At 40.0% G+C, this 12,923-nt stretch carries 12 protein-coding genes; all 12 read left to right on the top strand.

What is annotated here, in order from left to right; genetic code table 11:
- The first annotated feature begins 68 nt into the window (after positions 1 to 68).
- The 12 genes from truB to dapA all read left to right on the top strand — a co-directional run bounded on the left by truB (position 69) and on the right by dapA (position 12,799).
- The gene (truB, locus tag V7077_RS07480) at positions 69 to 986 is read left to right on the top strand and encodes a tRNA pseudouridine(55) synthase TruB (protein WP_335500011.1); all 918 of its coding nucleotides are present in this window, start codon (positions 69 to 71) and stop codon (positions 984 to 986) included.
- A 33-nt stretch (positions 987 to 1,019) separates the two neighbouring features.
- Positions 1,020 to 1,973 carry a bifunctional riboflavin kinase/FAD synthetase gene (ribF, locus tag V7077_RS07475; RefSeq protein WP_335500009.1) on the top strand — a complete coding sequence of 318 codons (954 nt, stop codon included), beginning with the start codon at positions 1,020 to 1,022 and terminating at the stop codon, positions 1,971 to 1,973.
- A gap of 170 nt (positions 1,974 to 2,143) precedes the next feature.
- Positions 2,144 to 2,413 (top strand): 30S ribosomal protein S15, encoded by a 270-nt coding sequence (rpsO, locus tag V7077_RS07470; RefSeq protein WP_024026799.1) that lies wholly within the window; start codon positions 2,144 to 2,146, stop codon positions 2,411 to 2,413.
- 221 nt (positions 2,414 to 2,634) lie between these two features.
- Positions 2,635 to 4,752: a polyribonucleotide nucleotidyltransferase gene (gene pnp, locus V7077_RS07465; RefSeq protein WP_335500005.1), complete on the top strand. Its 2,118-nt coding sequence runs from the start codon at positions 2,635 to 2,637 to the stop codon at positions 4,750 to 4,752.
- A 127-nt stretch (positions 4,753 to 4,879) separates the two neighbouring features.
- Complete coding sequence (locus V7077_RS07460; protein WP_335500003.1) at positions 4,880 to 5,827, top strand: polysaccharide deacetylase family protein; 948 nt, start codon at positions 4,880 to 4,882, stop codon at positions 5,825 to 5,827.
- Between the two features lie 237 nt (positions 5,828 to 6,064).
- Complete coding sequence (locus V7077_RS07455) at positions 6,065 to 7,303, top strand: M16 family metallopeptidase (RefSeq protein WP_335500001.1); 1,239 nt, start codon at positions 6,065 to 6,067, stop codon at positions 7,301 to 7,303.
- 169 nt (positions 7,304 to 7,472) lie between these two features.
- Positions 7,473 to 7,721: a YlmC/YmxH family sporulation protein gene (locus V7077_RS07450; protein ID WP_335499999.1), complete on the top strand. Its 249-nt coding sequence runs from the start codon at positions 7,473 to 7,475 to the stop codon at positions 7,719 to 7,721.
- Positions 7,722 to 7,877: 156 nt separating this feature from the next.
- Positions 7,878 to 8,780, top strand: coding sequence for a dipicolinic acid synthetase subunit A (gene dpaA / locus V7077_RS07445; RefSeq protein ID WP_335499997.1), 903 nt, complete (start codon positions 7,878 to 7,880; stop codon positions 8,778 to 8,780).
- Positions 8,777 to 9,376, top strand: a complete 600-nt coding sequence (gene dpaB, locus V7077_RS07440) for a dipicolinate synthase subunit B (protein WP_335499995.1) — start codon at positions 8,777 to 8,779, stop codon at positions 9,374 to 9,376. The genes dpaA and dpaB overlap by 4 nt, the downstream gene beginning before the upstream one ends.
- A 147-nt stretch (positions 9,377 to 9,523) precedes the next feature.
- Entirely contained in the window at positions 9,524 to 10,573 is a 1,050-nt protein-coding gene (gene asd / locus V7077_RS07435; protein ID WP_335499993.1) for an aspartate-semialdehyde dehydrogenase, read from the top strand.
- A 32-nt stretch (positions 10,574 to 10,605) separates the two neighbouring features.
- Entirely contained in the window at positions 10,606 to 11,841 is a 1,236-nt protein-coding gene (gene dapG, locus V7077_RS07430; RefSeq protein ID WP_335499992.1) for an aspartate kinase, read from the top strand.
- Between the two features lie 85 nt (positions 11,842 to 11,926).
- Positions 11,927 to 12,799 (top strand): 4-hydroxy-tetrahydrodipicolinate synthase, encoded by an 873-nt coding sequence (gene dapA, locus V7077_RS07425; protein ID WP_335499990.1) that lies wholly within the window; start codon positions 11,927 to 11,929, stop codon positions 12,797 to 12,799.
- The last annotated feature ends 124 nt before the right edge of the window (positions 12,800 to 12,923 follow it).

Genomic DNA, 12,923 nt, shown 5'->3' with positions numbered 1-12,923 from the left:
CTTCCGCTCCAATCAACTAACCTTTAACACAACCAATCATAAAAATAGATATCGAAGGGTGCAGTGAAATGGAAGGAATCTTACCATTATATAAGCCGGCAGGCCTTACTTCACATGATTGTGTTTTTAGGCTGCGGAAAATATTAAAAACAAAAAAAGTGGGTCATACCGGCACTTTAGATCCAGACGTAACGGGGGTCCTGCCAATTTGTATTGGCAAAGCCACAAAGGTAGCGGAATACATAACAGATGCCGGCAAAGCCTACTTAGGGGAAGTAACAATTGGATTCTCTACGACAACGGAGGATTCTTCTGGTGAGGTAGTAGAACGCAAAGCTGTTAATCGAGTGATTACAAGGGAAGAAATTTTACAGGTGCTTCAATCATTGACCGGAGAGATTGAACAAACACCGCCCATGTATTCAGCCGTTAAGGTAGGAGGTGTCCGTCTTTACGAATATGCCCGAAAAGGGATAGAGGTGGAACGGCCAACAAGAGTGGTATCCATTTACTCGATTGATTTACTTGATGAACGAGAGCAATTTGAGGGGGAAAGCATTACATTTCGTTTTCAGGTTCGCTGCAGCAAAGGAACATATATCCGTACGTTGGCGGTGATGATTGGCGAGATTCTTGGATTTCCTGCCCATATGTCATATTTACAAAGAATTCAATCAGCCAGTTTTCATTTGGAGGATTGTTTAACCTTTGAAGACATCGAAAAGTATATGGAAGCGGGGACGATTTCGAACGTTTTAAGACCGTTAGAAACCGCACTCTCTCATTTGCCGAAATTTCGTATTAATGATAAAGTAGCAGAGAAAGTGAAAAATGGTGCACTGTTACAAACACCAGATCATTTAAAAACAATTAACGGACCAATTATCGCTGAAACGGACGATGGTACGGCACTCGCTATTTATGCTAAGCATCCCAGCAAGCCAGATCTCCTCAAACCCGTTAAGGTATTACGAAACGAGAGTTAATAATAAGGTACGGAATAGAAAAGGTGAGTTTCATTGGAAGTAATACGGCTTAGTTACCCCATTAATTTTGTTAATCCAGAGTTACCTTCTTTAGCTATGGCTTTAGGTTATTTTGATGGTGTCCACCTCGGACATCAACAAGTAATTCTTGAGGCAAAAAGGCAGGCGGAAGAAAAGGCTCTATCTAGTGCTGTTATGACGTTCGACCCTCATCCATCCGTCGTATTAGGGAAGAATACACAGCATGTTCACTATATTACTCCCTTATCCGAAAAGGTGAACATAATTGAAAACCTGGGGATTGATTATTTATTTATTATTGAGTTCACCCCAGAATTTGCTTCTCTATTACCACAGGAATTTATTGACCAATATGTGATTGGTTTAAATGTTCAACACGTTGTGGCAGGATTTGATTTTACCTATGGCAGGATGGGCAAAGGTACGATGGAGACCTTGCCATTCCATTCACGAGATCAATTTAGCTATACGGTTGTTCCCGAATATGTGCTAGGGAATGAAAAGGTAAGTTCTACAAGGATCCGCCGCCTGCTCAAGGAGGGGGGAACAATTGAACTCCCGATTCTACTCGGTCGCTACTATACGACAACAGGAATTGTTGTCCACGGCGATAAACGCGGACGAACAATTGGTTTTCCTACAGCCAATGTTGATCTTTATGACGAATATATAATTCCGCCAACGGGTGTTTATGCCGTAAGATTTAAGGTTGCTAAGCGCTGGTTTGATGGAGTATGTAATGTTGGCTATAAACCTACCTTTAATAAAGAATCCTTAAAACTTTCTGTAGAAGTTCACTTGTTTGATTATAATCAGGATATTTATGGCAATGAGGTCGTAATTGAATGGCATCTTTACCTTCGTAAAGAACAGAAATTTTCTGGTATCGACGAGCTTGTTACCCAAATTGAAAAAGATAAACAAAACGCACTTGATTATTTTGAAGAAAATCGACAAACTTTCTAACTTCATTGCAAAAAGAAGGATTTCTTACAATATGTTCAGGTTTTAACTTGCATTTTGCTGTAAAACCATGTATTCTTAAATACGTATTAAAACAAACCTTTACTTGGCAAGTCGAGTCTCCGACGCTTGCTCGGTAACAGGGGATATGAAAATTTTAGGAGGTGAACCGGATGGCAATCACTCAAGAACGTAAAAACGAACTTATCAATGAGTACAAAACTCATGAAAGCGACACTGGATCTGCTGAAGTTCAAATCGCTGTCCTTACAGAATCAATCAATAATTTGAACGAGCACTTACGTACACACAAGAAAGATCACCACTCACGTCGCGGTCTTTTGAAAATGGTAGGTAAACGTCGTAATCTTTTAACTTTCTTACGTAATAAAGATGTACAACGCTACCGTGTATTAATTAATAAGCTTGGTCTACGTCGTTAGTAACAGAAGCGGGATTTTTCCCGCTTTTTTGTTAGCAAAAAAACATTTTTTTATACATAATTTTAAGTCTAAGCTTTTCTGTGCATACTATTAATAATTTGGTTTAAACAATAAGCTTTAAAGGCTTTTTTTATATGAGGTAGAATTAGTTTGATGATTAACCGAGAGGGTTTTTCTTTCGTATCATCCTTCTAAGGATTTAGTTAGAGAGGGGTAAAAATATGGAACAAATAAAACATGAATATTCAATGGATTGGGCCGGCCGTAAATTAACGGTTGAAATTGGCCAATTAGCGAAGCAAGCAAACGGTGCAGTCTTAGTCCGTTATGGAGATACAGCTGTATTAAGTACAGCCACTGCATCAAAAGAGCCAAAAAACCTCGACTTTTTCCCATTAACGGTTAACTACGAAGAACGTCTATATGCGGTGGGTAAAATCCCTGGTGGTTTTATTAAACGGGAAGGACGACCAAGTGAGAAGGCTATATTAGCAAGCCGTTTGATTGACCGTCCGATTCGTCCGCTTTTTGCCGATGGGTTCCGAAATGATGTACAAGTTATCAGCATTGTCATGAGCGTTGATCAGGATTGTTCAACTGAAATGGCTGCTATGTTCGGCTCTTCGTTAGCACTGAGTACATCTGATATCCCTTTTGAGGGGCCGATTGCGGGTGTGGTAGTTGGACGTGTAAATAATGAATTTGTTATTAATCCAACGGTTGAACAAGCGGAAAAAAGTGATATTCACTTAACGGTTGCTGGCACAAAAGATGCGATTAACATGGTAGAAGCAGGGGCTTTGGAAGTACCTGAAGAAATCATGCTAGAAGCGATCATGTTTGGTCATGATGAAATCAAGCGTTTAATTGAATTCCAGGAAAAAATTGTCGCTGAAATTGGAAAAGAAAAACGCCAAATCAGCCTATATGAAATCGATCAAGAACTTGAAGCTGAGGTTAGAGACCTTTGTGAATCTGACATGGTAAAGGCGATTCAAGTTCAAGAAAAGCATGCTCGTGAGGATGCTATTAAAGAGGTTAAAAACCAAGTTATTGCAAAATACGAAGAACAAGAAGCTACCGATGAAGATATGAAGCAAATAAAGCAAATCTTGGACAAGATTGTTAAGGGTGAAGTCCGTCGGTTAATTACGGTTGAAAAGGTTCGTCCTGATGGCCGTAAAATAGATGAAATTCGTCCATTGTCTTCCCAGGTAAGCATTTTACCTCGTACGCATGGTTCCGGTTTATTTACCCGTGGACAGACTCAAGCATTAAGTATTTGTACTCTTGGGGCAATGGGAGATGTTCAGATTCTTGATGGTTTAGGAATTGAAGAGGAAAAACGGTTTATGCACCACTATAACTTCCCATCCTTTAGTGTAGGGGAAACAGGTCCAATCCGTGGTCCAGGCCGACGTGAAATTGGACACGGTGCACTTGGAGAACGTGCCCTTGAACCGATCATTCCGTCTGAAAAAGATTTCCCATATACAATCCGCCTTGTTTCGGAAGTACTTGAATCCAATGGTTCCACATCACAGGCTAGTATTTGTGCAAGTACACTAGCGATGATGGATGCCGGTGTGCCAATCAAGGCTCCAGTTGCGGGGATTGCAATGGGGCTCGTTAAATCTGGTGAGCATTATACGGTTTTATCTGATATTCAAGGTATGGAAGACCATCTAGGAGACATGGACTTTAAGGTTGCCGGAACAGCAAAGGGTGTAACAGCTCTTCAGATGGATATTAAAATTGAAGGTCTATCTCGTGAGATTTTAGAAGAAGCCCTACAGCAAGCAAAAGTGGGCAGAATGCATATATTGGATTCCATGCTCGCTACAATTACGGAACCAAGAACAGAGCTATCGCAATTTGCTCCAAAAATCTTAACGATGACGATCAATCCAGATAAGATTCGAGATGTTATTGGACCAAGCGGTAAGCAAATCAATAAGATTATTGAAGAAACCGGCGTTAAGATTGATATCGAACAAGATGGTACAGTTTTTATTGCTTCTACTAATCAAGAAATGAATCAAAAGGCGAAGAAAATCATTGAAGATATCGTCCGTGAAGTTCAAGTAGGTGAAATGTACCTTGGTAAGGTTAAGCGGATTGAAAAGTTTGGCTGCTTTGTTGAAATCTTCGCTGGAAAAGACGGACTAGTTCATATTTCTGAACTTGCTGAAGAGCGAGTAGGAAAAGTGGAAGATGTCGTGAAAATTGGCGATGAAATTTTGGTAAAGGTAACCGAAATTGACAAGCAAGGCCGGGTAAACCTGTCTCGTAAAGCAGTTTTAAAAGAACAGCGTGAAAAGGCAGAAGAAAAACAGTAATTTTGAAGTGATAAGTAAAAGGAAAAAGTCAGGGAATCCCTGACTTTTTTTGTGCAAAACGGTTTAGATTTCTATTGTTCTACCTTGTCCTCTTTAGACATAATCTTTAAGGAAGGGGGAATGGTAGATGAAAAAAGCTGGTATATCGATTGTAATTTGTTTGGCAGCTTGGTTTTCCGTCAACAATCCTATTGTTGAAGACTATATAGCATCATTAACAGAATCTGCACTTCCGGTCATGAAGCAGACAGATCCTCTGTATCAAAGAATAGTGAAAGATGCAGATACATATGAAATCCCGCCTTCTGATGCTAGGATTGATCCTGTTTGGAAGGCTATTCCAGGATATAATGGACTGAAAGTAGATATAGCAGCATCATATAAAAAGATGAAGAAAAAAGGCGAATTTGATGAGCGGAAGCTTGTGTTCGTCCAAACAAAACCAAAGGTGCATCTTGAAAATTTACCGCCCACTCCTATTTATAAAGGTCATCCTGATAAACCAATGGTTTCTTTCATTATAAATGTAGCATGGGGGAATGAATATTTATCCGATATGCTTGCAACATTAAAAAGGCATAACGTGTCTGCCACCTTTTTCCTTGAAGGGAACTGGACAAAAAAAAATCCTGAACTCGCCAAAATGATTGTAAGTGCTGGTCATGAAGTAGGAAATCATTCCTATTCCCATCCAGATATGAGCAAGCTGACAGCCGAGAAGGCAAAAGAACAAATGATCAAAACAAATGAAATTATTGAAGCCGCCACAGGTGAAAAAAGTGTATGGTTTGCACCGCCAAGCGGAAGCTACCGTGATGAAACGGTCAAAATTGCCCAAAATTTAAACATGAAAACAGTGATGTGGACGGTTGACACTGTTGATTGGCGCAAGCCGACTCCTGACGTTTTGATTAATCGGGTGATCTCTAAAATTGATAAAGGCTCAATGGTACTTATGCATCCTACTGAATCGACAGCAAAATCTCTAGATCGGTTAATTACGTTAATCGAAAAAAAGAATTTGCACATCGGTACGGTGAGTGAATTAATGGATGAGGAAAGAATAATAAAATAATTTAGGCAAATTATCTCAGAAATTGGAGAAAATACATTTAAGTAAGTATAATAAATAATTGGAGTAGAAGCGTCTGCATGATAATCCTACTAAACATGAGTTAGAAGACAGCTTTTGAAAACTTAGAGGAAAATATTCTATAGGCGGGGGGCAGCTGCCTATAAAAGTCCGATTAGTTTAGGCAGTGGGGCATCCCCTTGCTGTTTGAAGTTTCGCTGTATAGACAGGAGGAAGTCAATGATTAATAAGTACACTTGCCAAAACGGAGTAAGAATTGTTCTAGAAAATATTCCTACCGTCCGATCGGTTGCGATCGGTGTATGGATTGGAACGGGTTCTAGGAATGAGGATCCGCAAACAAATGGTATTTCTCATTTCCTTGAGCATATGTTTTTCAAAGGGACAACAACAAGATCAGCAAAGGAAATTGCTGAATCATTTGATAGTATTGGCGGTCAAGTAAATGCTTTTACATCGAAGGAGTATACTTGCTACTACGCAAAAGTACTGGATACGCATTCTAAGTTTGCCTTAGATGTATTAGCCGACATGTTCTTTAACTCTACCTTCGTCGAAGAAGAGTTAAACAAAGAAAGAAATGTTGTCTTGGAAGAAATCAAAATGTATGAAGATACACCAGATGATATTGTTCATGATTTGTTGAGCAGGGCAGTTTTTGAAGACCATCCGCTTGGATATCCGATTCTTGGGACGGAAGAAACCTTGAATACTTTTACAGGTGATTCATTAAAGGAATATATTCATCAACGTTATACACCCGAAAATGTCGTTATTTCGATTGCCGGAAATGTTTCCGAGAGTTTTATTAAGGAAGTTGAAAATTATTTTGGTTCTTACCAAGGTAATTCAAAAGAAGTACCTGAAAACATCCCAGTTTTTCATTCAAACCGAATTTCAAGAAAGAAAGAAACTGAACAAGCCCACCTCTGTATTGGTTTTGAAGGCTTGAAGGTTGGACATGAGGATGTTTATAGTTTAATTACCTTAAATAATATTTTAGGCGGCAGCATGAGCTCCAGGTTATTTCAAGAGGTACGTGAACAACGAGGGTTAGCCTATTCTGTATTCTCGTACCATTCAGCCTATTTAGATAGCGGGATTTTGACTGTCTATGGAGGGACTGGGGCTAAACAGCTGGATCTCCTATTTGAGACCATTCAAGAAACGTTAGAGAAATTAAAGCAAGATGGAATTACCGAAAAGGAACTGACCAATAGCAAAGAACAATTAAAGGGCAGTTTGATGTTGAGTTTAGAGAGCACCAATAGCCGCATGAGCCGTAATGGAAAAAATGAGCTTCTTTTAAAACGCCATCGCTCACTTGATGAAATTATCGAGCAGATTGATGCGGTTACGAAAAAGAGTGTCGATGGAATGGCAAGAGACGTCTTTACTGACAAATACTCCGTAACCTTAATTAGTCCGAATGGTGAATTTCCAAATAAATTAGCTTAATGAAAAGAGGTATCCCGGTTTTAGTGGGAATACCTCTTTTTTCTGTAGTGTTTGCTCAAATTTCGAGCAGCTTGTCGATTGGCTAGAAGTGCGAATCGCGCTTTTCTTATTCTAAAATTTGTCCTCCCTTTATACACTAATAGAAAAAGTGTTGGCGGGGGGTAGGGCTATGAGGTTAAGTGAATTAAGCGGGAAAGAAATTGTCGATGTAAAAAAGGCAGAGCGACTTGGTGTACTTGGACAAACAGATTTAGAAATAAATGAAAACACTGGTCAGATTCAGGCACTGCTAATTCCTTCCCTAAAATGGTTTGGTTTTCGTAAACAAGGAGAGGAAGTCAGGGTGCCATGGCAGCATATAAAAAAAATAGGTTCCGATATGATTATCATTGATGTTCCAGGAGAAGATAGCCGATAGGATAGAAGCCCAAGCAAAATAACCGTTGCTTGGGCTTTTTTTATTTCCTTTCATGGAAAACTCACCGAATCAAGCAATCTTACATAAGATGTTGAAGTGATAACAGTAAAAGGAATTCTAAGTTGGATTTATAAAAAAAAGAAGGTGAATGTTTTCATGCTGACAGGGATGCAGATAGCCGTAATGGGCGGTGATGCCAGACAGCTGGAAATCATCCGTAGGTTAACCGAATTAGACGCGAGATTATCGCTTATTGGATTTGAACAGCTTGATCACGCCTTTACCGGTGCAGTCAAAGAAAAGCTCGATGAAGTTGATTTTTCCAATATCGATGCCCTGATTCTGCCAGTGCCTGGAACAAACTTAGAAGGACAGGTAGAAACCATCTTTTCAAACGAAAAGGTGATTTTAACAGGTGATATTGTAAGCAAAACACCCGAACATTGCACCATATATTCAGGCATCTCCAACTCTTATTTAGATGAAATATCAAAAGAGGCAAACCGGTCCCTGATTCAATTATTTGAACGGGATGATGTTGCCATTTACAATTCGATCCCGACTGTCGAAGGAACAATTATGATGGCTATTCAGCATACGGACTTTACTATTCATGGATCGAATGTGACCGTACTAGGTTTAGGCAGGGTTGGAATGAGTGTAGCAAGAACTTTTGCAGCTCTTGGAGCAAAGGTAAAGGTTGGGGCAAGAAAAAGCGAGCACCTGGCGAGGATTACAGAAATGGGTCTTACTCCATTCCACTTAAGTGAATTGGTTAATGAAGTAAAAGATACCGATATTTTAATTAATACAGCAACACATCTAATTGTTACAGCCATGGTAATCTCAAAACTTCCTGCCCATACCCTTATTATCGACCTGGCCTCTAAGCCTGGCGGAACGGATTTCAGATATGCAGAAAAAAGAGGGATAAAAGCACTGCTCGCTCCCGGATTACCAGGAATAGTAGCGCCTAAAACAGCAGGACAAATACTTGCCAATATTCTAGCCCAACTGCTTCAAGAGGATTTAGGAAAGCGAAAGGGGAAAGTGAAATGAGTTTAAAAGGTAAAAGAATTGGCTTCGGTCTAACAGGCTCACATTGTACGTATGATGCTGTATTTCCGGAAATAGAAAAACTCGTTCAAGCCGGTGCGGAGGTAATGCCAGTTGTAACCTTTACCGTTCAAAATACAGATACACGTTTTGGCAAGGGGGAAGATTGGATTCAAAGAATAGAAGACTTAACTGGAAATAAGGTCATTGACTCAATTGTAAAAGCAGAGCCGTTAGGTCCTAAAATTCCTCTTGATTGCATGGTCATTGCACCCTTAACAGGTGTTTCGATGAGTAAGTTTGCAAATGCTTTGAATGATAGTCCGGTATTAATGGCCGCCAAGGCGACACTAAGGAATTTAAAACCCGTCGTCCTTGGAATTTCCACGAATGATGCTTTAGGCTTAAATGGAGTTAATCTCATGAGACTAATGGCAACTAAAAATATTTATTTTATTCCATATGGTCAAGACGATCCAGTCAAAAAGCCAAATTCAATGGTTGCTAGAATGACGCTGCTAACGCAAACAGTAGAAGCTGCACTTGAAGGGAAACAACTCCAGCCTGTTTTGGTGGAAAGATATAAGGATTCCGACTAAATTTCCCCCACTTTCGCTAAAAAAGGTTATTTCTTAATAAGAATATGTTAAAATAAATTAATCTTTCATCAGAGGGGTCAACCCCTTCTGATGTAAATTTAAGAATAACCACTAATGTTCAGTGCAGGTTTGAAAGGGGAACTAGAAATGAGTCAGCAAAAAGGTTTTCACGTTGCAGTGGTAGGAGCAACTGGAGCGGTTGGTCAGCAAATGATCCAAACACTAGTGAAAGAGAATTTTCCTATTAGCAAACTTACCCTACTATCATCGGCCCGCTCGGCTGGAAAAGTAGTCGAAGTAAATGGACAGGAAATTACCATTCAAGAAGCAAAGCCTGAAAGCTTTGAAGGTGTCGATATTGCGTTATTTAGTGCTGGTGGCAATGTGTCTAAGGAACTGGCTCCAGAAGCGGTTAAACGTGGTGCCATCGTCGTGGACAACACTAGTGCATTCAGAATGGATGCAGATAAGCCATTAGTTGTACCTGAAGTAAACGAAGCAGATTTACATGAACACACGGGCATTATTGCCAACCCAAACTGCTCTACGATTCAAATGGTTGTTGCGTTAGAACCAATCCGTCAAAAATTCGGTTTGAAAAAAGTCATCGTATCCACCTATCAAGCAGTTTCTGGAGCAGGGGCTGTGGCTGTTGAAGAATTAATGGAACAAACAAAATCGATTTTAGCGGGAGAAACAGTCGAACCTAAAATTTTACCGGTTAAAGCTGACAAAAATCATTATCAAATTGCATTTAACGCTATTCCACAAATAGATAAATTTCAAGAGAACGGCTATACATTTGAAGAAATGAAAATGATTAATGAAACGAAAAAAATCATGCATCTTCCTGATTTACAAGTTTCTGCAACTTGTGTAAGACTTCCTGTTGCTGTGGGCCACTCAGAATCAGTTTATTTTGAAGTGGAAACAGATGGTGTCAGTGCTCAGGAAATCAAGGCTTTATTAAAGGATGCTCCTGGAGTTGTTTTACAGGATGATCCAGAAAACCAAATATATCCGATGCCTGCACATTGCGTAGGAAAGAATGATGTGTTCGTAGGACGTATTAGAAAAGACATTGATGAAGACCGCGGCTTCCATATGTGGGTGGTTTCAGATAACTTACTTAAAGGGGCAGCCTGGAATTCAGTTCAAATTGCTGAAAGGTTAGTAGAATTAGGTCTAGTTAAATAAGGATACATCATAAAGGCAGGGTTTGGTGTTAAATGAAAATAATTGTACAAAAATTTGGCGGGACATCTGTTAAAGATGACGAAAGCAGAAAACATGCCCAAGGCCATATTGAAAAAGCATTAAGTGAAGGCTACAAAGTGGTTGTAGTGGTTTCTGCTATGGGTAGAAAAGGAGACCCGTATGCAACTGATACACTTTTATCCTTAATCGGCGGTAATCTTAGTAAAATATCTAGACGGGAACATGATCTACTTTTATCCTGCGGTGAGGTTATCTCGAGTATTGTCTTTACCAATATGTTACTAGAGAGCGGAATCAACGCTACAGCATTAACAGGAGCACAAGCAGGCTTCCGTACTAATAATGATCATACGAATGCAAAAATCATTGAAATGAAATGTGACAGAATTCTAAGGGAATTAGAGACGAATGATGTTGTCGTTGTGGCAGGGTTTCAAGGAGCTGCGAAAAACGGGGATGTAACCACGATTGGACGCGGTGGCAGTGATACATCCGCTGCTGCTTTAGGTGCAGCCTTGAACGCTGAATGGATTGATATCTTTACAGATGTAGAAGGGATTATGACGGCCGATCCGCGTATTGCTGAGAACGCACGGCCACTTTCTGTTGTAACCTATACAGAGGTATGTAACCTGGCCTATCAGGGTGCAAAAGTCATTCATCCTAGAGCGGTTGAGATTGCTATGCAGGCAAAAGTGCCGATTCGAATTCGCTCCACCTATTCTGATTCTCTTGGGACATTAGTCACGTCTGTAAATAAAGAAAATCGCGGCAGTGATATTAAAGAACGCACCGTTACAGGGATCGCCCATGTATCTAATGTTACACAAATAAAGGTCTTTGCTAAAAAAGATCAATATAATCTTCAGTCAGAAGTATTTAAAGCGATGGCAAATGAAAAAATCAGTGTTGATTTTATCAATATTTCTCCGAACGGAGTTGTCTATACCGTAACAGATGAAATGACCGACCGAGCAATTCAGGTCCTAGAAGAGTTAGGTCATGAACCGGTAGTTGAGCGCCATTGTGCAAAGGTTTCCGTTGTAGGTGCAGGAATCGCAGGAGTACCAGGAATTACCTTTAAAATCGTAACAGCCTTATCAAATTATGGAATTCGTATTTTGCAATCAGCAGACAGCCATACAACTATTTGGGTACTGGTTAAACAAGAGGACTTAGTTAAATCCGTCAATTCCTTGCACGATGCCTTTCAATTAGAGGAAGAAACAGTCGAGTATGATTTCTGATGCTATAGAGAAGAAAGAACGTTTTTAATGAATGCTGCTTTTTGCAGCGGATAAGTTCCGATTGTGTATTGAAAGGAGTACTAAAATGGTTCATTTCGGGCGAGTATCAACAGCAATGGTAACCCCTTTTGATAAAAATGGGCATATCGACTTTGGAAAAACCACTCAATTGGTTAATTATTTAATTGATAATGGCACTGATTCCCTCGTAATTGCGGGAACAACGGGAGAATCCCCTACGCTTTCCAAAGAAGAAAAGCTGGCTCTATTTGATCATGTAGTGAAAGTTGTCAAAAAACGTATTCCAGTAATTGCTGGAACGGGGAGTAATAATACGTACGCCTCGGTTGAATTAACCAAAAAGGCTGAGCAGCTTGGTGTTGATGCAATCATGGCGGTCGGTCCTTATTATAATAAACCAAACCAAGAAGGTTTGTACCAGCATTTTAAGGCCATTGCAGAAGCTACAACCCTTCCAATGATGGTTTATAATATCCCGGGGAGATCATCCGTTACGATTCAGCCGCAGACGGTGATCCGTCTTTCTAAAATTCCGAATATCGTTGCGGTAAAGGAAGCAAGCGGCGACTTAAACGCCATGACACATATTATTGCAAATACGGCAGATGATTTTGTCCTCTATAGTGGGGATGATAGTTTAACAATCCCAGTTCTTTCAATTGGTGGTGCAGGGGTTATTTCTGTGGCATCACATGTGATTGGAAATGAATTACAAGAAATGGTCAAGGCATTTTTTGATGGGGAACAGGCTAGAGCTGCTAAATTACATCAACACTTGCTTCCACTTATGCAGGGGCTTTTTGCCGCACCAAGCCCTGGGCCAGTTAAGACCGCCTTACAGATCAAGGGTTTGGATGTAGGATCAGTCAGGCTTCCGCTTGTTGGTTTAACGGGAGAAGAACGGGCTACACTCATATCGCTTCTTAACAGTATATAAATAACAAAAGGGCTAATCGAATGTTCTGTTCGGTTAGCTCTTTTTTTAAGGCTGTGTTAAAGGTTATTGTTGAATTTTAGCATGTTGATTGGAGCAGAAGGCGGCGAAGACTCCTCGAAAATGC

Source organism: Neobacillus vireti (assembly GCF_036962465.1).
GTDB classification, from domain to species: Bacteria; Bacillota; Bacilli; order Bacillales; family Cytobacillaceae; genus Neobacillus; species Neobacillus vireti_B.
The sequence above is the reverse complement of the archived record's forward strand: the minus strand, read 5'-3'. Positions and strand labels throughout refer to the sequence as shown.

Bases quoted from the DNA above. Each gene is read 5' to 3' on its own strand.
- V7077_RS07455 (WP_335500001.1), top strand. From the start codon at position 6,065: ATGATTAATAAGTACACTTGCCAAAACGGAGTAAGAATTGTTCTAGAA.
- asd (WP_335499993.1), top strand. From the start codon at position 9,524: ATGAGTCAGCAAAAAGGTTTTCACGTTGCAGTGGTAGGAGCAACTGGA.
- truB (WP_335500011.1), top strand. From the start codon at position 69: ATGGAAGGAATCTTACCATTATATAAGCCGGCAGGCCTTACTTCACAT.
- rpsO (WP_024026799.1), top strand. From the start codon at position 2,144: ATGGCAATCACTCAAGAACGTAAAAACGAACTTATCAATGAGTACAAA.
- V7077_RS07460 (WP_335500003.1), top strand. From the start codon at position 4,880: ATGAAAAAAGCTGGTATATCGATTGTAATTTGTTTGGCAGCTTGGTTT.
- dapA (WP_335499990.1), top strand. From the start codon at position 11,927: ATGGTTCATTTCGGGCGAGTATCAACAGCAATGGTAACCCCTTTTGAT.
- dapG (WP_335499992.1), top strand. From the start codon at position 10,606: ATGAAAATAATTGTACAAAAATTTGGCGGGACATCTGTTAAAGATGAC.
- pnp (WP_335500005.1), top strand. From the start codon at position 2,635: ATGGAACAAATAAAACATGAATATTCAATGGATTGGGCCGGCCGTAAA.
- V7077_RS07450 (WP_335499999.1), top strand. From the start codon at position 7,473: ATGAGGTTAAGTGAATTAAGCGGGAAAGAAATTGTCGATGTAAAAAAG.
- dpaB (WP_335499995.1), top strand. From the start codon at position 8,777: ATGAGTTTAAAAGGTAAAAGAATTGGCTTCGGTCTAACAGGCTCACAT.
- dpaA (WP_335499997.1), top strand. From the start codon at position 7,878: ATGCTGACAGGGATGCAGATAGCCGTAATGGGCGGTGATGCCAGACAG.